Source organism: Nocardia sp. NPDC005978, from assembly GCF_040614455.1.
Classification (GTDB): domain Bacteria; phylum Actinomycetota; class Actinomycetes; order Mycobacteriales; family Mycobacteriaceae; genus Nocardia.
On sequence record NZ_JBEXUS010000016.1, the window covers coordinates 66,074 to 91,399 of the forward strand.

A 25,326-nucleotide genomic window follows, 5' to 3' on the forward strand; every position below is an offset into this window, starting at 1 on the left:
TCTCCTCCAACTACCGCAGATCCGCTTCGTCGGCGCGGACCGCCCACACCGCGAAACGCTCACCCTCGTCCCGGTTCTTGACGAAGTTGCGCGTCACGCGCTCGATGTAGTCACCGAGCTCGACGCTGGTCACCTTGTGCTGGCGCAGCTTTCGGCCGAAGCCGGAGTCGAGGCCGAGACTGCCTCCGAGGTGAACCTGGAAGCCCTCGATCTGATTCCCCTCGCCGTCGTCGACGAGCATGCCCTTGAAGCCGATATCGGCGATCTGCGAGCGACCGCAGGAGTTGGGGCAGCCGTTGATGTTCACGGTGATGGGCACGTCGATGCTGGCGTTGATGTCGGCCATGCGCTGCTCCAGCTCGGGAGCCAGCACCTGGGACCGCTTGCGCGTCTCGGTGAAGGACAGCTTGCAGAACTCGATACCGCTGCACGCCAGCAGGTTCCGGCGCCACTGCGACGGACGCCCGTGCAGGCCCAGCGGCTTCAGCTCGTCGATGAGCCAGTCGACCTTGTCGTCCGGCACGTCCAGCACGATGAGCTTCTGGTACGGGGTGAACCGGATGCGGTCCGAGCCGATCGATTCCACGATGTCGGCGACCTTGCTCAGGATGGTGCCCGAGACGCGGCCGGCGATGGGGGAGAAGCCGATGGCGTTCAAGCCGTTACGCAGCTTCTGCACGCCGATGTGGTCGATGGGGCGATCCGGCTTGGCGGGCGCGGGACCGTCGATCAGCTTGCGCTTCAGGTACTCGGTCTCGAGAACCTCGCGGAACTTCTCCACGCCCCAGTCCTTGACCAGGAACTTGATGCGCGCCTTGGTGCGCAGGCGGCGGTAGCCGTAATCGCGGTACAGCGAGACCACGGCCTCCCACACATCCGGCACCTCGGCCAGCGGCACCCATGCGCCGAGTCGCTGGGCGAGCATCGGATTGGTGGACAGGCCGCCGCCGACCCAGAGATCCAAGCCGGGACCGTGTTCGGGATGCTCGACGCCGACGAAGGCGACGTCGTTGATCTCGTGCACCACGTCCTGCTGACCGGAGATGGCGGTCTTGAACTTGCGCGGCAGGTTGGAGTACTCCTTCTTGCCGATGTAGCGCTTGACGATCTCGTCGATGGCCGGGGTCGGATCCAGGATCTCGCCGAAGGACTCACCCGCGAGCGGGGAGCCCAGCACCACGCGCGGGCAGTCGCCGCACGCCTCGGTGGTCTGCAGGCCGACCTCTTCCAGGCGTCGCCAGATCTCCGGCACGTCCTCGATGCGGATCCAGTGGTACTGCACGTTCTCGCGGTCCGAGAGGTCGGCGGTGTCGCGGCCGAACTCGGTGGAGATCTGCCCAAGGGTGCGCAGCTGGCGCACGTTCAGCGCGCCGGCGTCGCAGCGCACGCGCATCATGAAGTACTCGGCCTCGAGCAGGTCGATGTTCTCGTCACCGGTGAAGGTGCCGTCGTAGCCCTGCTCACGCTGGGTGTACAGACCCCACCAGCGCATGCGGCCGCGCAGGTCGCTCTTGTCGATCGAGGCGAAACCCTGCTTCGAGTAGATGTTCTCGATGCGCGCGCGCACGTTGAGCGGGTTGTCGTCCTTCTTGGACTGCTCGTTCGCGTTGAGCGGCTCGCGGTAGCCCAGGGCCCACTGGCCTTCGGACTTGCGGCGCACCGGCTTTCCCGTGCGTTCACGCGGCGCGACGGGAGCGTCACCGGCCGCGGCGCGGGGACGGTCCGGGCGAACACGACGTTCGGCGGCGGGTCGCTCGGGTCGTGGCGGGCGCGCGGGAGTGACGGAATCGGAACTGTCGGCGTCGGTGCTCGACGTCATAGGGGTCGCTCCTGAAGATCTTGCGGGCAGGCGAGAGGGGCTGACTCACGCCTCCGATATCAGCGAACCGGGGAGTTCGACGCTGTAAACCTGGCGTCGGATCCGGGGAGAGGGGAGCTGATCTACCGGAGGCTTCCGGCCAGACAGCTCGCGCTGCAGACACGCTTGAAGTCGACATGGCGACGTGCCACGAGTCGTACCCCAAGTCCGGTCATGGAGCTTATTGTGCCATGTCAGATGGGTTGTTCCGACCGACGGCCGATATTTTCCGGACTTTCGAGGGAAATCCCCTGGATAGCGGACCCCATTTGTGACAGGTGTCATAGATCGACGCTGAAACGATCTTGGACAGTTGACCTTAACCCTACTCGAGGTTCCATCATGGGCACATGACCACGTCAGAACTCGATACCGCGGCCGAACTCGAAGCCATCCACGCCGTCGTCGCGACGGTCGATGCCGCACAGCGCGCGGAGGACGCCGACGCCTTCCTGAACCTGTTCCATCCCGACGCCATCTGGACCACCGGCGCGGGCAAATTCCTGAACGGGCGCGAGGAGATTTCCATGTTCACGCGCTCGGTGCTGCCGGGCTCGACCAAGGCCGGCTACGCGACCTACGAGGTGTTCTTCGTGCGCTTCATCCGGCCCGACGTGGCGGCGGTCAAGGTGCGCCAGCGGTACTTCAACCTCGACGGCGAGGTCGAGGCCGAGGGCACCCCGCTCTACGGGATGACCAAAGAAGACGGGCGCTGGCTACTCACCTTCTGCCAGAACACCCCGATCGCCGACCACTGACCGGGTCTGCGAGGCCGTCGCGGCGAAGGTCGCGACGGCCGTGGACAATTCACCCAGCCAGTGCGGCCGGTGCACGAAACCGGTTGGCAGGTACTCGGATTCGACTTCGACGCGCAGGCCCCGGTCGTGAGCCCAGCAGGCCAGGCCGAGCAGCGGCAGGGCGATCACGCCCTCCGGGTCCGTAGACCACGGTTCCTGCTCGAAGAACGTCCTGTGCAGGCGCAACGCGTTGGCCAGTGACCACGTGAAACCGTCCTGATCCCCGCTCGCGAGGCGGGCGAAGACCTCGATGCTCGGGCGCAGCAGCAGATCCACCGGGCGCTGTGCGCCGACCCGGCTCGTCGTCTCGAGGGCGAAGGCGCGGTCGGCGACGTATTCCGGGCCGTGCACCCTGGCGGTCTGCAGCAGTTCGGCCCAGTCGTACTGGAAGTCGTCGAAGTCGGTCCCGCCTGTGGCGCGCAGCCGTTCGACCGGGTACGCGGTCAACTCGCGCAGAACCTGCTCGTCGCGGGCGATCAGCGCCCACCAGAACGCGGCCCGCCAGCCCGGCACCCGGTCGAATCTGTCGAAGCCCGCGGTGATGCCCTGCTCCCGGAAACGTGAGGTCAGTGTGGTCATCGTGAGCCGGGCGAGATCCAGCGTCGGCAGCTGCGCCGCGGGCGGATCCCACACCAGCGCCCGCGCGAACATCACCCCGCAGAAGGTGCGCGGGAAATTCGGCCCGTCCGGCCGGACCTTCGGCATCGGGATCTCGTAGACGACCGGCGCCACCGATCCCGCGTCCACCACCGCGATGGCGTCGCCGTCGATCGCGTGCCTGGGCACCGCCTCGAAGTCCGTCGCGTCCGCGTCATCCCGCATTCGATCCCCCTGTAGCCCAGCCCATCCGGAGCATGACCCGCGTACTGTACGACCGCCCCGCCGCCCGCCGCGACTCGTGCAACCGTCCCAGCGCCGCTCCGATCCCCGCGCCCGCCGCGTTCATCAGCACGTCGTCCACCGACGAGTACCGGCCCAGATCCAGTGCGTACTGGGCGATTTCCAGCCCGAGCGACAGCGCGGCCCCCGTCGCGAACATCCGCCCCACCCCCGAGAACCACGGAAACCGCAGCGGCAACAGCAATCCCAGCGGAACGAAGACCGCGAGGTTGGCGCTGACCTGCACGAAGCTGTTGAACGATCCCTCCGAGACGGTCTGCGCCAGGTCCACCAACGGCACCCAGTTCACGCCCCGCTCACCCCCGTCCAGCGGGGTGAGAATCATCCACACCCACGGCAGGGTCCCCACCGCGATCCCCACCTCGGCCCACCCCCGCCGCCGCGCCCGCTCGCGCGCCACTCCCCGCCGCGTGCGCCACAGAAAAACTCCCCACCCGATCCCGCCCGCCACCGGCGCGAGAATGGCCCACCCGATCAGGACCCCGCCCCACAATTCCCACACACGCTGCACCCGGCCGACGCTATTGCCTACCTGCCCGCGGTTTCCACCGCGGAACGGGGGAGATCCCGTGGAGAGATTGTGTGGCTGTGAACCGTGGCCGCCGCGCCGCCATTACGAACGCGGCGCTGCGGCGCTCTCGTCGGCTCGTCTCGCGGCCGTTCGGCGCCGCGTGCTTGGTGCTCCGGTTGCGCCGTATCAAATTCGATTCGCGGGGGAAGGAGGTGCACGACCACCTTGTCTCCAGGCCGTGCGCTGTGCTTAGTGATAACCGGCCACACCAAGGCGTAAACGAAGGTCAGGACCGCGATCAGGAATACCAGAAGTGCCCACGCCGAGACGCCGGACAGGACTGTCCACACGATGAACCCGTTCCGCAGCCGGTCCGGGACCGGTGCCGAGTCGAATCAACATCGAGTGGAACGAGCAAGCTCGCGAGCCGGTCGGTCCGGAGCAGTGCGTTGCGGCACCCCACCGACCGGGCTGACTGGGCGTCCAGTTGAAGGTGCTTGGTGACCACTCCTCAGCAAGAAGCCAGGCGTTGGCCAGTGTCGTGGCCGACCTGGCTTCCGGACAGGGCTTCCAACCGGTGGTCTGTCGGCTGTCGGTCCGCGTGCGGTGTGATGTGGGCCTCCGGTCACACTGGTGGGGTGACGTCTTCGGTGAGTTCGAGCAGCGTGGCGGGGCCGGCCGTGGGGGAGCGGGCCGAGCCGGTGCTCGGGGACTTCGGGGGCGGGGCGTTCGGGATCTACATCCATGTGCCGTTCTGTGCCACGCGGTGCGGGTACTGCGACTTCAACACCTATACGGCGGGGGAGTTGGGGACCTCGGCCTCGCCGGAGTCGTGGTTCGAGGCGTTGCGGGGGGAATTGGCCGTTGCCGCAGCGCGATTCGACGCGTTGCCGAGTGATACGCCGGAGGTCGAGACGATCTTCGTGGGTGGGGGGACGCCGTCGCTGCTGGGCGGGGACGGGCTCGCGAACGTGCTGACGGCCGTGCGGGCCAACTTCACCCTGGCCGCCGACGCCGAGGTGACCACCGAATCGAACCCGGAATCCACCTCGCCGGAATTCTTCGAGCGGCTCCTGGAAGGCGGGTTCACGCGGATCTCGCTCGGCATGCAGTCCGCGGCCGCGCACGTGCTGAAGGTGCTCGACCGCACCCACACCCCGGGCCGCGCCGTGGCCGCCGCGCGGGAAGCTCGCGCCGCCGGGTTCGAGCACGTGAACCTGGACCTCATCTACGGCACGCCGGGCGAGCGCGACAGCGACCTCGACGCCAGCCTCGACGCCGTCCTGGCCGCCGGCGTCGACCACGTCTCGGCCTATTCGCTCATCGTCGAGGACGGCACCGCGCTGGCCCGCCGGGTCCGCCGCGGCGAACTCCCCGCGCCCGACGACGACATCCTCGCCGCCCGCTACGAACGCATCGACTCCCGCCTCGAGGCCGGGGGCCTGGGCTGGTACGAGGTCTCCAACTGGGCCGCGAACGACCGCGCCCGCTGCCGCCACAACCTCGGCTACTGGGACGGCGGCGACTGGCTCGGCGCGGGCCCGGGCGCGCACAGTCACGTCGGCGGCGTGCGCTGGTGGAACGTGAAACACCCTGCGCGCTACGCGGATCGGGTCGCCACCGGCGGCCTGCCCGCCGCGGGCTGGGAGGCGCTGACCGGCGACGAGCAATACACCGAACGCGTGATGCTCACCGCCCGCCTGCGCACCGGGCTGCCGCTGGCGGACCTGGACGACGACGGCCGCCGCGCGGCCCAGCGCGTCATCGCCGACGGCCTGGCCGTCACCACCGACGACAACCTGGTCCTCACCGACCGCGGCCGCCTCCTCGCCGACGCCGTGGTCCGCACCCTCCTGACCTGATAGGTCCGCTGCACTTTCTTCGTCCGATCCACGGCGGCGCAAGCTCGCGGGCACGGTCATCCACGACCGCGCACCGGGCGCGGGCAGACCGGCCGCCGCTCCCGCCGCGGTGTGTGGCGCCGGCCCGCCCACGCGCCTCGACTACGGTGCGTTCTGGCATCGCCCCCGTGTGCCGCGGCGGCTGTGCGGTATTCGGTCACGGGCGCGTGGGCGCGGGTCTACGCTGACGCCATCGCCATGTTCGACGAGGACTTAGTTCCTTTCCAGGTCGAGATCCCGCCGGCGCAGCTGCGGGATCTGCGGCGGCGACTCGAGGAAACCCGCTGGCCCGCACAGGTTCCCGGGGTCGGGTGGGCGCGCGGGGCACCGGTGGAGTACCTGCGTGAGTTGGCCGGGTACTGGGCCGGCCGGTTCGACTGGCGGGCCTGGGAGCGGCGGATCAACGCGTACACCCAGTACGTCACCGTCGTGGACGGTGCCCGAATTCACTTCCTGCACATACACTCTCGGCACCCCGGCGCGATTCCGCTGCTGCTGTTGCACGGCTGGCCCGGCACGGTCCTGGAATTCCTCGAGGTCATCGAACCGCTCAGCGATCCACCGGACGGCGAACCGGCCTTCGACCTCGTCATCCCCTCGCACCCGAACTTCGGCTTCTCCGGTCCCGCACCCGACGCGGGCTGGGACAGCCACCGCATCGCCTGCGCCTACGCCGAACTCATGCGCCGCCTGGGCTATCCGCGATACGCCGTGCACGGCGGCGACTTCGGCGCTTTCATCGCACCCGACCTCGGCCGCGTGGACGCCGCCCGCGTGATCGGGGTCCACGTGAACGCCGCCACCCTGGGCTTCATCCCGCACGGCCCGGTCCCCGGCGACATCGTCCCCGCCCTCACCCCCGCGGAACGAAAACGCCTGGCGCACTTGGCCGAATTCCTCTCCGACGGCAGCGGCTACTTCCAGATCCAAGGCACCAGACCACACACCCTCGGCTTCGCCCTCGCCGATTCCCCCGCGGGCCAACTGGCCTGGATGGTCGAGAAGTTCCACGCCTGGACCGGCGGCCCCGGCCCCCTCGAGGTCCGCGTCGACCGCGACCACATGCTCGCCACCGTGGCCACCTACTGGTTCACCAACACCGGCGGCTCCTCGGCCCAGCTCTACTACGAATCCCTGCACTCACCCCACCTGCCGACCCGCTCCACGACCCCCACCGCGGTCGCCAATTTCGCCGGCGACCTGGCGATCCGCCGCTACGCCGAACAGCTCAACACCATCGCCCGCTGGACCGATTACGAGGTGGGCGGCCACTTTCCGGCGATGCAGACCCCGGGCCTGCTGGTCACCGACCTGCGCGCGTTCTTCGGCGAGCTGGGCTAGCCGGCATCCATAGCCGGGCCGGCCGACACCGAGCCGAGCCGGCCGACACCGGACCGGGCTCGCCGGAGCTGCCGGAGCGCGAGCCGCCGGGAGCCCGAGCTAGCGCACAGCCATCCACCCTGACCGGCGGCAGGAGTGAAATCCCGGAGATCGGGCACACTGGCACCATGGCGCTCGAATCGAACATGGACCCGATCGGCACTCCCGCACCGGATTTCGAACTGTCGGCGGTGGACGGCACCAAATACTCGCTGGCCGCCTTCGACGATCATCCGGCGCTGCTCGTGCTGTTCCTGTCGAATCACTGCCCGTACGTGCGGCGCATCGAATACGCGCTCGGCGCGCTCACCGCGGAGTTCCGGGCGCGGGGGCTGGTGACCGTCGGCATCTGTTCGAACGACACCGAGAACTATCCGGACGACGACGCCGCGCATCTGCGCGAGCAGGTGCTGCGGGCCGGATTCGACTTCCCGTACCTGGTCGACGAATCGCAGGAGGTGGCAAAGGCTTTCCGTGCCGCCTGCACGCCGGACCTGTTCCTGTACGACGCGGACCGCAAGCTCGCCTACCGCGGCCGGTTCGACGCGGCCACCCCCGGCAACACCGAGCCCGCCGACGGCGTGGAACTGCGCGCGGCGGTCGAGCTCGTGCTCGCGGGCCAGGCGGTCCCCGAGCCGCACACCCCGAGCCTGGGCTGCGGCATCAAGTGGAAGCCGGGCTCGGGTCCCGAAGCCACCGGCTGGCTGAATCGTTAGGGCAGCCGCCACCGCTGACACCCGGCCGCTGACCAGGCCCGCGGCCACTGCCACTCGGCCGTCGACACTTCGGCCACCGGCCGGGCTCGCAGCCGCTCATGTCCGGCCCCGGCAAACCGCGTGGACGCGCTCACACGCTCACGCCGTCACCCCGGCCGGGGATCGGCGGCGGGCATCCGGTCGCACGCGCTCGCTGCCGCCCGTACACGGCCCACACCGGGCCTACAGGCAATGTGCCAACGGGCAACTAAACTGAACTGGATTGATCCGGGACGCTCGTGCGTACGGGCAAACCGAACGCGAGCGAGGAGGTGGGCCTTATGTCGACCACGGAACAGCGGCGGCTCGAGGTCCTGCGGGCCATAGTCGCGGACTACATCTCGACCAAGGAACCCATCGGTTCCAAAACCCTGGTCGAACGCCACAATCTCGGTGTCTCCAGCGCGACCGTGCGCAACGACATGGCGGTGCTCGAGGCCGAGGGCTACATCACCCAGCCGCACACCAGCTCCGGGCGCATCCCCACCGACAAGGGCTACCGGCAGTTCGTCGACCACATCTCCGAGGTCAAGCCGCTCTCGAACGCCGAACGCCGGGCCATCATGGAATTCCTGGAGAGCGGCGTCGACCTCGACGACGTGCTGCGCCGGGGCGTGCGCCTGCTGGCCCAGCTCACCCGCCAGGTCGCCATGGTGCAGTACCCGACCGTGTCCGCCTCGACCGTGCGGCACATCGAGGTCGTCGCCCTGAACCCCGCGCGCCTGCTGCTGGTCGTGATCACCGACTCCGGCCGGGTCGATCAGCGCCTGGTCGATCTCGGCAACGTCATCGGCGACGACGACCTGGCCGCCCTGCGCGGCATGCTCGGCAAGGCCATGGAGGGCAAACGCCTCGCGTCGGCCTCGGCCTCGGTGGCCGAATTGCCCGAACACTCCCCGGCCCGCCTGCGCGATGTCCTGATTCGCGTCTCCACCGTCATGGTCGAGACCCTCGTCGAACATCCCGAGGAGCGACTCGTGCTCGGCGGTACCGCGAATCTCACCCGCAATGCGGGAGACTTCGCCGGGAATGGATTCCCGGGTTCGCTGCGTTCGGTTCTGGAGGCCCTCGAAGAGCAGGTGATCGTGCTGAAGCTGCTGGCCGCGTCGCAGCAGCCGGGTACCGTGACCGTGCAGATCGGGGAGGAAACCAAGGTCGAACAGATGCGTGGGACGGCGGTGGTGTCCACCGGCTACGGCATGCCCGGTACCGTTCTGGGAGGTATGGGGGTACTGGGCCCGACGCGCATGGACTACCCGGGGACTATCGCCTCGGTGGCGGCCGTCGCCCGATACATCGGTGAGGTGCTCGCCGAACGGTGAGCTAGCGGATCCCAACGGTGAGCTAGCGGAGACGAAACAGGACTAGAGAGCGCAAGTGGCACGGGACTATTACGCACTGCTCGGCGTCGCACGGAACGCGACCGACCAGGAGATCAAGCGCGCCTACCGCAAGCTGGCACGCGAACTGCATCCCGATATCAATCCGGATCCGGAGGCGCAGGAGAAGTTCCGCGAGGTGTCGACCGCCTACGAGGTGCTGACCGACTCCGAGAAGCGGCGCATCGTCGATCTCGGCGGTGACCCGCTCGACTCCGGCGGCGGGATGGGCGGCGGCTTCTCCGGCGCGGGCTTCGGCGGTCTCGGCGATGTCTTCGAAGCCTTCTTCGGCGGCATGAACCAGGGCGGCAACCCGCGCAAGCCGCGCGGTCGCGTGCAGCCCGGTGCGGATTCGCTGCTGCGCACCCGGCTCTCGCTACAGGAGTGCGCGGTCGGGGTCACCAAGCACCTGACCGTGGACACCGCCATCACCTGCGACCTGTGCCACGGCGCGGGCACCAACGGCAACTCCGCGCCCGTGCGCTGTGAGACCTGTGGCGGCGCCGGCGAGGTGCAGACCGTGCAGCGCTCGTTCCTCGGCCAGGTCATGACGTCGCGGCCGTGCCCCACCTGCCGCGGCGCGGGCGAGACCATCCCGGACCCCTGCCGCAAGTGCGGTGGCGACGGCCGCGTGCGTTCGCGCCGCGAGATCGCCGCCCCGATCCCGGCCGGCGTGGCCAGCGGCATGCGCGTGCGCCTGGCCGCGCAGGGCGAGGTCGGCCCCGGCGGCGGTCCCGCCGGCGACCTCTACATCGAGATCGTGGAACAGCCGCATGACACCTTCGTGCGTGACGGTGACGATCTGCACTGCACCATCCGCGTGCCGATCGTGGACGCGGCGCTGGGCACCACGGTCGTGGTCGACACCATCCTGGACGGCCCGGTCGAGCTGACCATCCCCGCGGGCACCCAGCCCGGCGAGGTGTCGGTGCTGCGCGGGCACGGCATGCCCAAGCTGCGGGCCAACTCGCGCGGCGACCTGATCTCGCACCTGGACATCGTGATCCCGACCAAGCTGGACGCCAAGCAGACCGACCTGCTGCGCAAGTACAAGGGCCTGCGCCCCAACGAGCGCACCGAGGTGCTCTCCACGCAGTCCGAGCACAACAGCGGCCTGTTCGCCCGCCTGCGCGCGTCCTTCAGCGGACGCTGATCCCTTGGCCGCCACCGTCTTCTACCTCGACGAGGTGCCGGAGCCCGGCGCGACCGCCGTCCTGGACGGTCCGGAAGGTCGTCACGCGGCGACCGTCCGGCGCATCCGGGTGGGTGAGCCCATCACCCTCTCGGACGGGCACGGCGTCCTCGCCGACTCCGAAGTGGTTGCGGCACAGAAAGACCGGCTCGAACTGAAGGTCCTCGACCGCCGGGTCGCGGCCCCCGCGACCCCGCAGGTCACGGTGGTGCAGGCGCTGCCCAAGTCCGATCGCTCCGAACTCGCGATCGAGCTCATGACCGAGGCAGGCGCGGACGCGATCGTGCCGTGGCAGGCCGCGCGCTGCGTCTCCAACTGGGAGAACAAGGCGCACAAGGCCGTCGAGAAATGGCGTACCGCCGCCAAACAGGCCGCCCGCCAGTCCCGCCGCGCCTACATCCCCGACGTGGCCGAGCTGCACTCGACGCGGCAACTTGTGGAACTGGTGCGCTCGGCCGTCGAACGCGGAGCCCTCGTGGCCGCCCTGCACGAGTCCGGTGCGGGCCGCTTCACCGAACTGCCGTTCGAGGGCGTGGCCGAGGTCGTGCTCATCGTCGGGCCCGAAGGCGGCCTGGACGACTCCGAGATCGCGCAGTTGTCCGAGGCGGGCGCGCGGGCCGTGCTGCTCGGGCCCACGGTGCTGCGGACCTCCACGGCCGCCGCGGTGGCCCTGGGCGCGCTCGGCGCACTCACCCCGCGCTGGTAGCCGCCGCCGGAAACGGCCCGTCGCGGCGATCACGATCGGCCCGGATCGGAAATCATACTTTCGATGGGGTTTGGGATTTCGCCCTCGGGGAACTACCCGGAAACGGATAACGCCCAGGCCGCAGCGTTGCGGCGGTTGTGCCGCACCCTACGGGTAGCCCCTTATTCACTGGGCGCTGTCGGTTCACGGCGGTAAACTTCCATCAACGAAGTGAGGCTCGAGACCGGGAAGCAGGCTATAGCCACTTTTGAGTACACCAGGCAAAATCGGCGACCAGAACACCCCCGTGTCCAGCGGCGGCGCCGGCGACAACGCATCCGAGCCGGCGAGCCGGACAGTTCGCTCCAGCATTGAATTGGCACCCGAGTCGGTATTCGGTTTCCTGGGTTCGGCCGATGAGAACCTGCGTGAACTCGAACGACTCCTCGACGCCGACATCCATGTGCGCGGCAACACCGTCACCCTCACCGGCCAGCCCGCCGACGTGGCCCTGGCCGAGCGGGTCATCGCGCAGTTGGTGGCGCTCACCGCGCGCAATCGCGGGGTCACCCCGGAAGCCGTGCGGCACACCCACTCCATGCTCACCGAGGGTTCGTCGGACTCGCCGGCGGAGGTGCTGAGCCTGGACATCCTGTCCCGGCGCGGCAAGACCATCCGCCCGAAGACGTTGAACCAGAAGCGCTACGTCGACGCCATCGACGCGAACACCATCGTGTTCGGCGTCGGCCCGGCCGGTACCGGCAAGACGTACCTGGCGATGGCCAAGGCCGTGCAGGCGTTGCAGACCAAGCAGGTCACCCGCATCATCCTGACCCGCCCTGCGGTCGAAGCCGGTGAGCGACTGGGCTTTCTGCCCGGCACGCTCAACGAGAAGATCGACCCGTATCTGCGCCCGCTCTACGACGCGCTGCACGACATGATGGATCCCGAGGCCATTCCCAAGCTGATGGCCGCGGGCGTGATCGAGGTCGCGCCGCTGGCGTACATGCGCGGTCGCAGCCTCAACGACGCGTTCATCATCCTGGACGAGGCGCAGAACACCACCGCCGAGCAGATGAAGATGTTCCTGACCCGGCTCGGGTTCGGATCCAAGATGGTGGTGACCGGCGACGTCAGCCAGGTCGACCTGCCGACCGGCGCGCGCTCGGGTCTGCGGGCCGCGGTGGAGATCCTCACCGATGTCGACGACATCCACGTCGCCACGCTGACCAGCAGCGATGTGGTGCGTCACCGGCTGGTCGCGGAGATCGTCGACGCCTACGACCGGTACGAGAACGACAACCGCCCGCAGGTCGCCCACTACCCGGGCAACCGTGCGCAGCGGCGTGCCGCGAGCCGGGAGGGGCGACACTGAGCTCGGCCGATAGGCTGAGCGGGTGAGTATCGAGATCGCCAACGAATCGGGTATCGAGGTATCCGAAGAAGAACTGATCAGTGTCGCGCGTTTCGCGATCGGTCAGATGGACGTGCACTCGGCAGCCGAGCTGTCGATGGTGCTGGTCGATCTCGACACCATGGCGGACCTGCACATGCGCTGGATGGATCTACCCGGTCCGACCGACGTCATGTCCTTCCCCATGGACGAGCTGGAGCCGGGCGGGCGGCCCGATGCCGCCGAGCCCGGCCCTTCCATGCTCGGCGACATCGTGCTCTGCCCCGAGTTCGCCGCGCAGCAGGCCGAGAAGGCCGGGCACTCCATGGATCACGAACTCGCGCTGCTGACCGTGCACGGCGTGCTCCACCTCCTCGGCTACGACCACGCCGAGCCGGAGGAGGAGAAGGAGATGTTCGCCCTGCAGGGCTCACTCCTCGAGGGCTGGTACGAGAGCGTGCGCGAGGCGCGGATTCGCGAGGAACTCGCCGAGCGGGATCGGCGACTGCTGGGCAAGACCGGGTTCACCGATTCCGGTGATCCGCTGGATCCCGCGTGAATTCTCTCGTTCTACTGCTGCTGGCCGTAGTGCTCGTACCGGCCGGCGGTGTGTTCGCGGCGCTGGATTCGGCGCTGAATACCATTTCCCCGGCGCGCGTGGACGATCTGGTGCGCGCCGATCGCTCCGGCGCGGTCCGGCTGACGCGCATCATCGCCGACCGCCCGCGCTATGTGAATCTCATGGTGCTGCTGCGCGTGCTGTGCGAGATCAGCGCCACGGTGCTGCTCGCGGCGGTGCTCATGGACTGGCTGCCCGAGGTGACCGCGCTCGTGGTGACCGCGGCCGTCATGGTGCTGGTCGACTACCTGGTGATCGGGGTCGGGCCGCGCACACTCGGCCGCCAGCACGCCTATTCGCTGGCGCTGGGCGCTTCGCTGCCGTTGCAGGCCATCGGCACGCTGCTGGGACCGATCAGCCGACTGCTGATTCTGCTCGGCAACGCCATCACCCCCGGTAAGGGATTTCGCAACGGGCCCTTCGCTTCCGAGATCGAGCTGCGCGAGGTGGTCGATCTCGCCGGTGAGCGCGGCGTGGTGGACGACGAAGAGCGCCGGATGATCCAGTCGGTGTTCGAACTCGGCGAGACCCCCGCCCGCGCGGTCATGGTGCCGCGCACCGAGATGGTGTGGATCGAGTCGGATAAGACCGCCGCGCAAGCGATGTCGCTCGCCGTGCGGTCGGGGCACTCGCGAATTCCGGTGGTGGGGGAGAACGTCGACGACATTCTCGGCGTCGTCTACCTCAAAGACCTGGTGCTGTACGCGGATCGGGCCAAGAAGGTGAAGGTCGCCGAGGTCATGCGGCCCGCGGTCTTCATGCCGGATTCCAAGCCGCTGGACGCCCTGCTCGACGAGATGCAGCGCCGCCGCAACCATATGGCGGTGCTGGTGGACGAATACGGCGGCATCGCCGGGCTGGTCACGATCGAGGATGTGCTCGAGGAGATCGTCGGCGAGATCGCCGACGAGTACGACACCGACGAGACCGCGCCGGTCGAGGAGATCGGGCCCGGCAAATACCGTGTCTCGGCGCGACTTCCGGTCGAGGACCTGGGCGACCTGTTCGGCATGGAGATCGAGGACGAGGACGTCGACACCGTCGGCGGCCTGCTCGGTCACGCGCTGGGCAGGGTGCCGCTGCCCGGTTCCAAGGCCGTCATGTACGGATTGCAATTGCGCGGTGAGGGCGGGGCCGACGCGCGCGGGCGGGTGCGGGTGCACACCGTGGTGGTGCGCCGCGCCGCCGAGCCCGGCGAGAAGTCGCCGGAGTCCGCGGGCGAGAAATCGCCGAACCCGACCGGCGACAAGAGCGCCAAAGCCAAGACCGAAGCGGCCGAACGCAACTCGGACGGTGCGCACGAGGACGGAGTAGCCCGATGACGGAACTCGATGCCGAGGACGGCAAACTGCTGACCCTGGCCCGCGGCGCGATGGGACGCACCGGCGGCAGCGGCGGCGCGGCCGTTCGCGATACCGACGGCCGCACCTACGCGGCCGGTGAGGTAGCGCTCGAGAACCTGCGCCTGACCGCTTTGCAGGCCGCGGTGGCGGCCGCGATCTCCAGTGGCGCGGAGGGATTCGAGACGGCCGTGGTGGTGGCGGGGCGGTTCTCCGACGCCGGCGTCGCCGCGCTGCGCGAGGTCTCGCCCGCCACGCGGGTGGTGTTCACCGATGCCAAGGGCGCGGTGTACGAGATCATCGAATCCCCGGTCGAGGGCGACCCGGCCACCCGGCCCGGCATTCCGGCGGGCTTCGATCTGGAAACCGAGTCGGAGGTGTTCGAGTGAGTAGCGACAAGAAGGGCGAATTCCGTTCGGGCTTCGTCTGTTTCGTCGGACGGCCCAACACCGGCAAGTCCACGCTCACCAATGCCCTGGTGGGGCAGAAGATCGCGATCACGTCCTCGCGGCCGCAGACCACCCGGCACACCATCCGCGGCATCGTGCATCGCGAGCACACGCAGCTGATCCTGGTGGACACCCCCGGGCTGCACCGGCCGCGCACGCTGCTGGGCCAGCGGCTCAACGATTTGGTGCGCGACACCTATTCCGAGGTCGACGTCATCGCCATCTGCATCCCGGCGGACGAGAAGATCGGGCCCGGTGACCGCTGGATCGTCGAGCAGATCAAGACCATGGCGCCCAAGACCACCGTCATCGGCGTGGTCACCAAGATCGACAAGGTGAGCCGGGACGCCATCGCGCATCAGCTCATGGCGGTGTCCGAGCTCCTCGGGCCCGAGGCGGAGATCGTGCCGGTGTCCGCGGTCAAGGGTGAGCAGGTCGAGATCCTGGTCGACGTCATCGCCTCGAAAATGCCCGAGGGACCGGCTTTCTACCCGGACGGCGAGCTGACCGACGAGCCCGAGGAAACCCTCATGGCCGAGCTCATCCGCGAGGCCGCGCTCGAGGGGCTGGACAACGAGCTCCCGCATTCGCTCGCGGTGGTGATCGAGGACATCCTCGACCGCGAGGAGAACGAGGACACCGAGGCCGACGGCAAGCGCACGCACGAGGGCATGCTCGACGTACACGCCCTGCTCTACGTGGAACGCCCCAGCCAGAAGGCGATCATCATCGGCAAGGGCGGGGGCCGCCTCAAAGAGGTCGGCACCAACGCCCGCAAGCAGATCGAACACATCCTCGGCACCAGGATCTACCTCCACCTGCACGTGAAGGTGGCCAAGGATTGGCAGCGCGACCCGAAACAGCTGGGGCGCTTGGGGTTCTGACGCGGGGCGTCTCGCAATCGGGTCGCGTAGCGCGAACCGGGTTTTGCCGGAGTGTTCCGTCGACACGTCCAGCAGGCCGCGAGATCGGCACGTCCTTCAGCGTTTTCGTGCTCGCTGTACTTGCGGCCGAGGATCGGGCAGTGCCGAGTTGGCCCTACCTCCCGAGTCGGGCCGGTCGCGGGTGAGTGTGGTCGGCTGTCAAGCGGCGGGGGCGCTCCACCAGTCGGCGGGGCGGTGTTCGTACCACTTCAGTTCCGACTCCAGTTGGGCGGCAACCGAAACCAAGAGGGGTTCGGAGTTGGCGGGGCCCATCAGCTGGGCGCCGACCGGGAGGCCGGCGGCGGTGAAGCCCGCGGGGACGTTGACCGCGGGCCAGCCCAGGACGTTCCAGGGCCAGGTGTAGGGGCAGCAGGCGGTGATCAGTTCGTCGGTCGCCCAGTTCCCGATGTTGTCGATCTCGTGCACGCCCGGGGGCGGGGTGGCGGTCGTGGGGGCCAGGACCACGTCGTAATCGTCGAAGAACCTGCCGATTCGCATGCGCAGCAGGGTTTCCGCGTGGCGGGCGGCGAACAGGGCCGGGCCCAGGATCCGTCCGGTGCGCGCGTTCGCGACGGTGCGCGGGTCCACGGTCGCGCCGGGGAGCGCGTCCAGGGCCTTGCGGATGCCGACCATCGAACGGGGCAAGAAGGTCGCGCCCATCATGACGCCGTAGTGCAGGTCCGCCACGGTGACCTCGTGGCCGAGGCGGCGCAGGGTGTTCGCGGTCGCGTGTACGCGCGCCTCCACCTCGCGGTCGAGGCGGGTTCTGGTGGCGGTGAACGGGATTCGCAGGGACAGCGCGATGCGCAGGCGGCCGGGATCGCGGCCGACGGCGTCCGAGACGCGCAGGGCGGGCGGGGTGTGCAGATCGCCGGCGTGCGGGCCGGCGGCGGCGTCGAGCAGCAGGGCCGCGTCGGCGACCGTGCGAGCGAGGGGGCCGTGCACGGTGAGGCCCTCGAACGCCTCGGGCAGCGGCCAGGTCGAGATGCGGCCGCGCTGGGGTTTGATGCCGACGAGGTTGTTCCAGGACGCCGGGATGCGTACCGAGCCCGCGCCGTCGGAACCCAGTGCGGCGGGCACCAATCCGGCCGCCACGGCCGCGGCCGAGCCGCCGGAGGAGCCGCCCGGGGTGCGCTCGGAGCCCCACGGATTGCGGGTGTGGCCGAAGGCGTCGCCGCTGGTGAACGGCAGCTGGCCGAGCTCGCAGGTATTGGTCTTGCCGACGATCACCGCACCCGAGATACGCAGTCGCCGAACCACTTCCGCGTCCGCGGTCTTGTCAGGGAGGTTGCCGCCGCAGCCGAACGCGGTGGGACTGCCGACGATGTCGGTGTCGTCCTTGATGGCCAGCGGCACGCCCAGCAGCGGTGCGCGCTCGCCCGCGGCCAGCTTGCGGTCCGCCTCGGCGGCCTCGGCCAGCGCCGCCTCGCGCCGCACCACGCGGAAGGCGTTCATCCCGCCCTGGCTCGCCTCGATGCGATCGAGTGCGGCGCCGGTCGCCGCGACCGAACTGACCTTGCCCTGCGCCAGCGCCGCGGCCAGCTCCGCCAGCCCCAGTTCACCAATCGACGCCATCGTCATGTGAGTCCCGTCTCCCAGCCGTAAGCAGGAAACGTAGCGCGATTCTGGTCACACGTCCAATGTCACTTTCGGCCAAGATCGCCGCGTGATCGGGGTTGTCGCACGCGGGGCGCTCGGACCGGTCGGCGCTTCGGGACTCCGCCTGCGCGGGGGGCGGATCGGCCGGGCTGTCCCGCGGCCGATCGCCGGGCGGGCCGGGATCTTGTGCGGGCACGCCGGTGACCGGGGCGGGCGTGGTCGGTCTCGCGTGCGAGACTGTTGCGGTGCAGCTGTACAGAGACAACGCGGTGGTGCTTCGCCAGCACAAGCTGGGCGAGGCCGACCGCATTGTCACGCTGCTCACGCACAAGCACGGGCTGGTGCGCGCGGTCGCCAAGGGGGTGCGGCGGACCCGGTCCAAGTTCGGGGCGCGGCTCGAACCGTTCGCCTACATCGACGTGCAGTTGCATCCCGGCCGGAATCTGGACGTGGTCACCCAGGTGCACACGGTGGAGGCCTTCGCCTCGGACATCGTCGCCGACTACGGCCGCTACACCACCGCCTGTGCCGTGCTCGAGACCGCCGAGCGGCTCGCCGGTGAGGAACGCGCCCCCGCCCCGCGCCTGCACACCCTGACCGCGGGCGCCCTGCGCGCCATCGCCCTGGGCCGCCGCCCGCACGAGTTGATCCTGGACGCCTTCCTGTTGCGCGCCATGGGTTTCGCGGGCTGGGCACCCGCCCTGGACGAGTGCGCCCGTTGCGCCACCCCCGGCCCGCACCGCGCCTTCCACGTCGCCGCCGGCGGCGCGGTCTGCGTGCACTGCCGCCCGCCCGGCGCGGCCACCCCCATCCTCGGGGTCCTGGAACACATGGTCGCCCTCAACGTCGGCGACTGGTCCGGCGTCCACGCGGTCCCCGAGAACATGCGCCGCCAGGCCAGCGGCCTGATAGCCGCCCACCTCCAATGGCACCTGGAACGCCAGCTCCGGACCCTCCCCCTGATCGAACGGACCCGCCCCCACGAGCCCGCGGAGTCCGCCTCCGTCAGCTGACCACACCGGGGAGCAGGCTCGAACCTCGCCAGGCAGCTTCCAGCCACCGCCCGCCGTGGGTTCACGCTCGAGTTTCCACCGGACCGGCCGATTCGTCCGGCGGGCCGGGATGTGCCACAGTGCCTGGATTTCGCGGTCCGGTCAGGTGTTGAAGTCGGCCGACCTCACCGAAAAGAACGCGACCCGCCCGCTGAAGGGTGGGACACCTATTCGGCAGGCGGGCGCCCTCGGTGGAGGGGTGAGCAACCGTCCCGGCAGCCGGGGAGCCCCGCGGGGAGCCGCGTGGGTTCGGGCGGAGACGGTGGGCGGGAGCCCGGGTGTCGGCCCGCGCGGATACATTGCTGGCGAAGGCAAACGGCAAGCAGCTCAGGGGAGTAGTTGACGCACTCATCGATCGACGCCGATACCGGTTCGCTACCGGACGTGCTGGCGTCGCCACCCTGGTTGGCGCGCAAGAAGACTCGCCCGGGGGTGGTCGAACTGGATGTCGTTCCGGCTCCGGTGCGCCTGAAATGGCTTCCGGGCGAACAGGAGGAGTGGGCCGGCATCCAGCTCCAGAGCATGCCCGAGACCTCGGAGGCATGGACGCGGGAACTCGAGCGGGCCGCGGAGGAACTCGAGTATCCGCTCGTTCAGGCGCTTGCCGCCGGACCCGAAGAGTTGACGCGCCCTTACCTGCGGCTGCTCGCGCAGGTTCCGGTAAACCGGCTCTTCGGCTTCAACATCTACTACTACCCGGCCAACGGTCCGCACGGTCCGCACAACGACCCCCACCGGAAGTTGCTGGGCCGCTACGGGATCGACGTGGCAGATGTTGTGCTCGCCGCGACGCGGCACAACGATCACTTCGGCGCACCGCTGCTGATGCCCTTGGTCGGTGCCGAGATCACCGGCGTAATGCTGGGGTGGCTCGAGCGCGACGACCTACTCGCGGCCGCCGCGCGGAAGTGGTTCGAACGCAATGCCGTCGACACCGTGCCGGACCTGATCCCCGCCGCGGTCGGAAAGGGTGTCAAGGCGCGGCGCGAAGCCGAGCAGATGCTGTGGTCGCTGGACCGGGGCGGTCACCGCGAGCTGATTCGCACCGCGGCCGCGAGCTTCGGAGCCGACGTCGCCGCCGTCATCGACGAGATGCTCGACCGGGATCCGCTGTTGCGCCTGCCCACCCGGATCCCGAAGTCGCCGAGCTGGCTCGATGTCGCCGAACTGCCGCGAATCCGGTTGCGGGACAGCGCCGAAATGGTGCCGGTGGCGGCGGTGGAGCACCTGGTGAGCATGCTCATGATGTGCTCGCCGGACGGTGACTACGCGGGGGTAGCGCTCGCCAGCGCGGCGCTCGATCCCACCTCCAGGGGCGAATTCGTCTGGGCGCTCTATAGGCAATGGGTGTCCGCGAAGTATCCCGCGAAGCGCAACATGTGGCCGCTGCGGGCTTTGGGCCTGCTCGGTGACAACGCGACCGCCGCCCGTCTGCGCACCCTCGCCGAGGGGGACCGGGCCGTCAACCGCGCGGCCGAAGCTCTCGACATGCTCGCGCTGATGGGAACTCGCGACGCGCACATGCACATTCAGCTCGTGCTGGAGAACTCGAGCTGGCCGTACGTGCGCGGCCGGGCGCGCGGGATCATCGCCGACCTCGCCGCCGGATTCGGCATCACGCCCGCCGAGTTCGCGGACCGCGCCGTGCCGGACCTGGGGCTGAGCGAGCAGGGCACGTTCACCGTGGACTACGGCCCGCGGCGGTTCACCGTCGGGCTCGACGACGAGCTGGATCCGATCGTGCGCGAGGAGGACGGCACCGTTCGTTCGAACCTGCCCAAACCAGGTAAGACCGACGGTCCCGCCGCCCCGGCCGCCTACGCCGCGTTCGGGTCCTTCAAAAAAGCGCTGAAAGCCGCCATCGCCGACCAGTCGACCCGCCTGGAAACCGCCATGGTGCTGGGACGCCGGTGGTCCGTGGTCAACCAGCGCACCCTGTTCGTCGACCATCCGCTGCTGCGTCAGCTCGCGCGCCGCCTGGTCTGGACGACCTTCGACGCCGACGGCACACCCGGGGCCGCCTTCCGCATCGACGTCGACGGCACCCTGGCCGACCTCGACGACAACCGCATCGATCTCGCCGACGACGTCTCCGTCGGCATCGCTCACCCGCTCCACCTGGGCGAATCGACCAAGCGCTGGGCCGAGACCTTCGCCGACTACAACCTCGTGCAGCCGTTCCCCCAACTCGAGCGCACGAGCTTCGCGCCCGGCTCGCCGGAGTCCGCCGCGGGTGTGGACCCCTACAGGGATCTCGTCGTTCCGACCGGAAAACTCCTGGGCCTCAACCGCTTCGGCTGGGCCAAGGGCTACGGTGAGAACGGCTCGACCACCCGGTTCATCCGCACTGTCCCCGGCGGCTCCGCCCGGGCGGTCCTGTACATCTCCCCGGGCATCGACGGCCGCAACCCCATGGGCGTCGCCGAACAGACCATCGCCGCCCTCCGACTCCCCGACGACCTCGACCTATCCGACCTGGGCCCGATAGCGGCCTCCGAGCTCCTGCGCGAACTGGATTTTCTCCGGTAGCGAAGACCCTGCCCGCCGGGCGCGGATCGTCGTCTCGGCCGATCGGGGCCGGGTGACGTGCCGACACCGTATGGAGCCACCCTGGCGTCAGAGGCGATAGCTCGGCCAGGTCGCACGCGGGCGTTCGACCTGCCAACGCGCCCCGCGTTGCCCGGAAAGCGGGCGGTCCGGAAGCTCTCGGATCATCGCTATTTCCGGAGCTTTCGTGCTGCCGGGGGCGGCTGCGCGGGGTTCTCGGTTTGCGGTACCCATCCATACCTGCCGTTCGCCGGCAGCTTCCGGATCGCCATCGTCAGCCGGCGTCCGTGCTGCGGTGGTGTCGACCCTGTGCTCGCCCGCCGCCGCTCCCCGGATCGCCGTCGTGCCGGCGTCCGAATTGTGGGGAAGTTGGGTGGAGGTTGGGGGAATGCCGTGGGCGGCGTCGGGGGCTTGCGCGCGTCGGGCAGGATGGTGGGCGTGATCGGTACTCGCAAACCCTCCACCGTCCTGCGCGACGTGCGTCCGCCGTCGCCGCACCCCTCCGGGGCGACCCCGCCCGCCATCCCGGCGGAATTCGTGCCCAAGCACGTGGCGCTGGTCATGGACGGCAACGGCCGGTGGGCGCAGGAGCAGGGGCTGCCGCGCACTGCGGGGCACGAGCGCGGCGAGGCGGTGCTCATGGACACCGTCGAGGGGTGCATCGAGATCGGCGTCAAGTGGCTCTCGGCCTACGCCTTCTCGACCGAGAACTGGCGGCGCAGCCCGGACGAGGTGAAGTTCCTCATGGGCTTCAACCGCGACGTCATCCGCCGCCGCCGCGACGAGATGCACGAGATGGGGGTGCGGGTCCGCTGGGCGGGACGCCGACCGCGACTGTGGCGCAGCGTGATCAAGGAACTCGAGGTCGCCGAGGAGCTCACCAAGGACAACACGGTGATGACCCTGACCATGTGCGTGAACTACGGCGGTCGCGCCGAGATCGCGGACGCCGCAAGGGAAATCGCGCGGCGGGTGAAGTCGGGCGAGATCGACCCGGAGAAGGTGAACGAGGACACCATCGCCAGATTCCTCGACGAACCCGATATGCCGGACGTGGATCTGTTCCTGCGCCCCTCGGGCGAGTTCCGCACCTCGAACTTCCTGATGTGGCAGTCCGCCTACGCCGAATTCGTGTTCCAGGAAACGCTTTTCCCGGACTTCGACCGCCGCAACCTGTGGGCCGCCTGCCTCGAATACGCCAAGCGAGACCGTCGCTTCGGTGGCGTCAGGTGAGCGAGGACGTCTCCGCCGCCGAGGAGCTGCAGGCCCGCGCCGGCGCCTGCCTGGCGAAGTACGAGGTGGATGTCCGCGTCGAGGACGGCGGTCTCGGCTTCGAGTTCGACGGCGCGCTGTGCTCGCTGCGCGGGGTGAATCTGGCCCCCGGCCTGGACGTGCTCACCCTGACCTGCGTCCTGGCCTGGGATCGCCAGCTCAAGCCGCAACTGCACAAGCGCGTCGCCGAACGCAACGCCGCCCTGCAGTTCGGCTCGATCACCCTGGTCACGCACGACAAACAGGCCGACATCATCCTGCGCTACACCTTCCCGGCCGCGGGCCTGGAAGACGACGCCTTCGCCACCATGCTGCTGCTGGTGCTGTCCGGCGCGGGCCGGGCACGGCAGGGCCTGCTGGCCTAGCCCGAGAACTCGAAGACTCAACGGCCGCACCGTCACTCGTGCACGGTGCGGCCGTTCACATGCGATGCCGCTGTTCGTGTATGCCGGCTGCGCTTCCCTGCCGATTCAGTTCGGCGACACCTCGGGCAGCGCCAGCGGCTTGTAGGCCGGGAGCAACTGCTCCACCCCGCGCGCGAAGGTCTCCGGATCGGTGTCGCCCAGAATCAGCGACTGCAGGATGAACCCGGGTAGCAGCCCGACGAAGGCCCGGGCGATGGCCTCGGTGTCCGCGTCCGGCGCGAGCCAGCCGACCTCGCGCATGCGGTTGGCGTAGTCGACCCAGAGCCGGCGCATGCCGCCGATATTGGTGCGCACGTAGTCGGCGATGTTCGGGTCGGTGAGCGCCAGCGACCACGCCTGCGGGATGAGCCGGACCGGCCCGCCCGGCCCGCTGAGCCGCACGATGGTTTCGGCGACCGTGCGGATGAGCTGCGGGGGAGTGGGCAGCGGATCGCTGTAGACCGCCTCGCTGAGCGCGGCCCGCAGATCGACCGTCGCCTCGGTGGTCAGGGCCGCGATGATGTCGTCCTTGGACTTGAAGTACCGGTAGACAGCACCCGCGGACAGGCCGGATTCGGCGAATACGTCCTGCATGGTGGTGGTGTGAAGGCCCTTGCGGGCGAAGCACGTTTGCGCGGCGTCCAGGATCTGCTGCCTGCGTCGTTCCAGGTGTTCTTCGCTGACTCGGGGCATACGTCAAAAGTAAAACGAATATCCGTTCTTGACAAGCTGACAGCGCGATGTCAGGGTTGTCCCATCAAAAAGAACGAACCTTCGCTTTCTTGGGATGGACTTGATGAACACCACACGCAAGGCCGTAGCCATCGGCCTGGCCGCAGCGCTGATCCAAGCTGTCATGCTCATCGCGTTCGCTTGGCCGGCCACCAATATCGCCCCGCGTGATCTGCCCCTCGCGGTCGCCGGGCCGCAGGCCGCCGCGGTCGAGCAGAAGCTCACCGAGCAGGACGCCGAGGCCTTCGACATCCGCACCGTCGCAGACGAATCCGCCGCTCGGACCGCCATCGAGAACCGAGAGGTCTACGGCGCCATCGTGACCGGCGGCGGAGCACCCCGGGTCATGGTCGCCTCCGCCGCAAGTCCGGCGGTGGCACAACAGCTTTCGGGCATCGCCCAGGTGCTCTCGGGGCAGCCCGCGGCCGCGGTGCAGGACGTGGTCCCCGCCGATTCCGATGATCCCCGGGGCGCGGGCTTCGGTTCCATGGTGCTGCCGCTGGTCATGTCGGGCATCGCCGCCGGGGTGCTGCTGACCCTGCTGGTCTCCTCGATCGCCCTGCGCGGCGTGGGCCTGGCGACCTTCGCGGTGGCCGGCGGCCTGCTGAGCATGGCGATCGCCCAGGGCTGGCTCTCGATTCTGCCGGGCTCCTACCTCGCCCTGGCGGCCATCGCCGGACTGGTCTCCTTCGCCGTCGCGGGCACCGTCACCGGACTCGCGGCGGCCCTGGGCCGGGCGGGCATCGGCGTGGCCGCGCTGACCATGCTGCTGGTCGGAAACCCGTTCTCCGCGGCCACCTCCGCCCCCGAACTGCTCCCGCAGCCCTGGGGCGCCATCGGCCAGCTGCTGCCGCCCGGTGCGGCCGCCAGCCTGCTGCGCTCGGTCGCCTACTTCGACGGCGCGGGCGCCGCGGCCCCGCTGCTCACCCTGCTCGCCTGGGCCGCCGCCGCGGTGATCCTGCTCGGCGTCGGCATCTACCGGACCCCGCGCACCGCGACGGTCCCGGCCGCACAGCCGGAACTGGCCCCCGCGGTCTGACGCCGCACCCGCGATGACCCCTGCCCGGCCCGATCGGGTTCCGGCAGCCCGGGGGCTGGAACGCGTGACCCCCGCCCGAATGTCGGGCGGGGGTCCGCTGCGTTGTCTCCGGCCCGAGGGCGGGGGCGCGTCCCTTCGAAGGTCGGGTGCGCCGCCGAGCGTTCCGTTTCCGCTTCGCCGCTAAGCGGATTGATTCGCCGAGCAGGCCGGGCAGGTCCCGAAGATCTCCATGGTGTGGCTGATGCCGGTGAACCCGTGCTCGGCCGCGATCGAATCGGCCCAGGCCTCCACCGTCGGCCCCTCGACCTCGACCGTGGACCCGCAGTGCCGGCACACCAGGTGATGGTGGTGCCCGGTCGAGCACTGCCGGTACACCGATTCGCCGGAGTCCGTGCGCAGCATGTCGACCATGCCGGCGTCGGCGAGCGACTGCAGCGTCCGGTAGACGGTGGTCAGGCCGATGCCCTCACCGCGCCGGCGCAACTCGTCGTGCAGCTCCTGCGCGGAGCGGAATTCGTCGATATCGGCGAGCAGGGCCGCGATGGCGCTGCGCTGGCGGGTGCTGCGAACACCGACTGTCTTCTCGGTCGTTCCCACGG

At 69.4% G+C, this 25,326-nt stretch carries 23 protein-coding genes; 17 read left to right on the plus strand and 6 right to left on the minus strand.

Annotated elements, in window-relative coordinates:
• Nucleotides 1-10: 10 nt before the first annotated feature.
• Entirely contained in the window at nt 11-1,819 is a 1,809-nt protein-coding gene (locus tag ABZ319_RS10165) for a nitrite/sulfite reductase (RefSeq protein ID WP_354986019.1), read from the minus strand.
• A 389-nt stretch (nt 1,820-2,208) separates the two neighbouring features.
• On the opposite strand from ABZ319_RS10165, the gene ABZ319_RS10170 reads away from it, so the two are divergent.
• A complete protein-coding gene (locus ABZ319_RS10170; protein WP_354986020.1) occupies nt 2,209-2,616 on the plus strand; it encodes an SgcJ/EcaC family oxidoreductase in 408 nt (135 codons plus the stop codon).
• Here ABZ319_RS10170 and ABZ319_RS10175 read toward each other — a convergent pair.
• Both ABZ319_RS10175 and ABZ319_RS10180 read right to left on the minus strand, forming a co-directional pair.
• Nucleotides 2,575-3,477: an immunity 49 family protein gene (locus ABZ319_RS10175; protein WP_354986021.1), complete on the minus strand. Its 903-nt coding sequence runs from the start codon at nt 3,475-3,477 to the stop codon at nt 2,575-2,577. The genes ABZ319_RS10170 and ABZ319_RS10175 overlap by 42 nt on opposite strands.
• Entirely contained in the window at nt 3,467-4,066 is a 600-nt protein-coding gene (locus ABZ319_RS10180) for a VanZ family protein (RefSeq protein ID WP_354986022.1), read from the minus strand. The genes ABZ319_RS10175 and ABZ319_RS10180 overlap by 11 nt, the downstream gene beginning before the upstream one ends.
• A 701-nt stretch (nt 4,067-4,767) precedes the next feature.
• On the opposite strand from ABZ319_RS10180, the gene hemW reads away from it, so the two are divergent.
• The 11 genes from hemW (at nt 4,768) to era (ending at nt 16,043) form a co-directional block, all read left to right on the plus strand.
• Nucleotides 4,768-5,928, plus strand: a complete 1,161-nt coding sequence (gene hemW / locus ABZ319_RS10185) for a radical SAM family heme chaperone HemW (protein WP_354986048.1) — start codon at nt 4,768-4,770, stop codon at nt 5,926-5,928.
• A gap of 183 nt (nt 5,929-6,111) precedes the next feature.
• Entirely contained in the window at nt 6,112-7,308 is a 1,197-nt protein-coding gene (locus tag ABZ319_RS10190) for an epoxide hydrolase family protein (protein WP_354986023.1), read from the plus strand.
• Between the two features lie 167 nt (nt 7,309-7,475).
• Nucleotides 7,476-8,063, plus strand: a complete 588-nt coding sequence (locus ABZ319_RS10195; protein ID WP_354986024.1) for a thioredoxin family protein — start codon at nt 7,476-7,478, stop codon at nt 8,061-8,063.
• Nucleotides 8,064-8,383: 320 nt separating this feature from the next.
• Nucleotides 8,384-9,424, plus strand: a complete 1,041-nt coding sequence (hrcA, locus tag ABZ319_RS10200) for a heat-inducible transcriptional repressor HrcA (RefSeq protein WP_354986025.1) — start codon at nt 8,384-8,386, stop codon at nt 9,422-9,424.
• Between the two features lie 55 nt (nt 9,425-9,479).
• Nucleotides 9,480-10,634 carry a molecular chaperone DnaJ gene (gene dnaJ / locus ABZ319_RS10205; protein WP_354986026.1) on the plus strand — a complete coding sequence of 385 codons (1,155 nt, stop codon included), beginning with the start codon at nt 9,480-9,482 and terminating at the stop codon, nt 10,632-10,634.
• A 4-nt stretch (nt 10,635-10,638) separates the two neighbouring features.
• Nucleotides 10,639-11,379 (plus strand): 16S rRNA (uracil(1498)-N(3))-methyltransferase, encoded by a 741-nt coding sequence (locus tag ABZ319_RS10210; RefSeq protein WP_354986027.1) that lies wholly within the window; start codon nt 10,639-10,641, stop codon nt 11,377-11,379.
• A gap of 286 nt (nt 11,380-11,665) precedes the next feature.
• Nucleotides 11,666-12,733: a PhoH family protein gene (locus ABZ319_RS10215; protein WP_354986028.1), complete on the plus strand. Its 1,068-nt coding sequence runs from the start codon at nt 11,666-11,668 to the stop codon at nt 12,731-12,733.
• A gap of 22 nt (nt 12,734-12,755) precedes the next feature.
• Nucleotides 12,756-13,310 (plus strand): rRNA maturation RNase YbeY, encoded by a 555-nt coding sequence (gene ybeY, locus ABZ319_RS10220; RefSeq protein WP_354986029.1) that lies wholly within the window; start codon nt 12,756-12,758, stop codon nt 13,308-13,310.
• Nucleotides 13,307-14,692 (plus strand): hemolysin family protein, encoded by a 1,386-nt coding sequence (locus tag ABZ319_RS10225; RefSeq protein ID WP_354986030.1) that lies wholly within the window; start codon nt 13,307-13,309, stop codon nt 14,690-14,692. Before ybeY ends, ABZ319_RS10225 begins: the two co-directional genes overlap by 4 nt.
• Nucleotides 14,689-15,099: a cytidine deaminase gene (locus ABZ319_RS10230; protein WP_354986031.1), complete on the plus strand. Its 411-nt coding sequence runs from the start codon at nt 14,689-14,691 to the stop codon at nt 15,097-15,099. Before ABZ319_RS10225 ends, ABZ319_RS10230 begins: the two co-directional genes overlap by 4 nt.
• A complete protein-coding gene (gene era, locus ABZ319_RS10235) occupies nt 15,096-16,043 on the plus strand; it encodes a GTPase Era (RefSeq protein WP_354986032.1) in 948 nt (315 codons plus the stop codon). The genes ABZ319_RS10230 and era overlap by 4 nt, the downstream gene beginning before the upstream one ends.
• Nucleotides 16,044-16,241: 198 nt before the next feature.
• Here era and ABZ319_RS10240 read toward each other — a convergent pair whose 3' ends face one another.
• The gene (locus tag ABZ319_RS10240; protein ID WP_354986033.1) at nt 16,242-17,663 is read right to left on the minus strand and encodes an amidase; all 1,422 of its coding nucleotides are present in this window, start codon (nt 17,661-17,663) and stop codon (nt 16,242-16,244) included.
• Between the two features lie 263 nt (nt 17,664-17,926).
• Here ABZ319_RS10240 and recO point away from each other — a divergent pair, with 263 nt between their 5' ends.
• The 4 genes from recO (at nt 17,927) to ABZ319_RS10260 (ending at nt 22,917) form a co-directional block, all read left to right on the plus strand.
• On the plus strand, nt 17,927-18,694 hold the full coding sequence (recO, locus tag ABZ319_RS10245; RefSeq protein ID WP_354986034.1) for a DNA repair protein RecO: 768 nt from the start codon (nt 17,927-17,929) through the stop codon (nt 18,692-18,694).
• Nucleotides 18,695-19,072: 378 nt separating this feature from the next.
• Complete coding sequence (locus tag ABZ319_RS10250) at nt 19,073-21,262, plus strand: DUF4132 domain-containing protein (RefSeq protein WP_354986035.1); 2,190 nt, start codon at nt 19,073-19,075, stop codon at nt 21,260-21,262.
• Nucleotides 21,263-21,709: 447 nt separating this feature from the next.
• Nucleotides 21,710-22,513, plus strand: coding sequence for an isoprenyl transferase (locus ABZ319_RS10255; protein ID WP_354986049.1), 804 nt, complete (start codon nt 21,710-21,712; stop codon nt 22,511-22,513).
• Nucleotides 22,514-22,539: 26 nt separating this feature from the next.
• Nucleotides 22,540-22,917 (plus strand): hypothetical protein, encoded by a 378-nt coding sequence (locus ABZ319_RS10260; protein ID WP_354986050.1) that lies wholly within the window; start codon nt 22,540-22,542, stop codon nt 22,915-22,917.
• Between the two features lie 105 nt (nt 22,918-23,022).
• Here ABZ319_RS10260 and ABZ319_RS10265 read toward each other — a convergent pair whose 3' ends face one another.
• Nucleotides 23,023-23,649 carry a TetR/AcrR family transcriptional regulator gene (locus ABZ319_RS10265; RefSeq protein ID WP_354986036.1) on the minus strand — a complete coding sequence of 209 codons (627 nt, stop codon included), beginning with the start codon at nt 23,647-23,649 and terminating at the stop codon, nt 23,023-23,025.
• A 103-nt stretch (nt 23,650-23,752) separates the two neighbouring features.
• On the opposite strand from ABZ319_RS10265, the gene ABZ319_RS10270 reads away from it, so the two are divergent.
• A complete protein-coding gene (locus ABZ319_RS10270; RefSeq protein ID WP_354986037.1) occupies nt 23,753-24,727 on the plus strand; it encodes a hypothetical protein in 975 nt (324 codons plus the stop codon).
• A gap of 180 nt (nt 24,728-24,907) precedes the next feature.
• Here the strand turns inward: ABZ319_RS10270 and ABZ319_RS10275 are convergent, their stop codons facing one another.
• Nucleotides 24,908-25,324, minus strand: coding sequence for a Fur family transcriptional regulator (locus ABZ319_RS10275; RefSeq protein ID WP_354986038.1), 417 nt, complete (start codon nt 25,322-25,324; stop codon nt 24,908-24,910).
• Between the last annotated feature and the right edge of the window lie 2 nt (nt 25,325-25,326).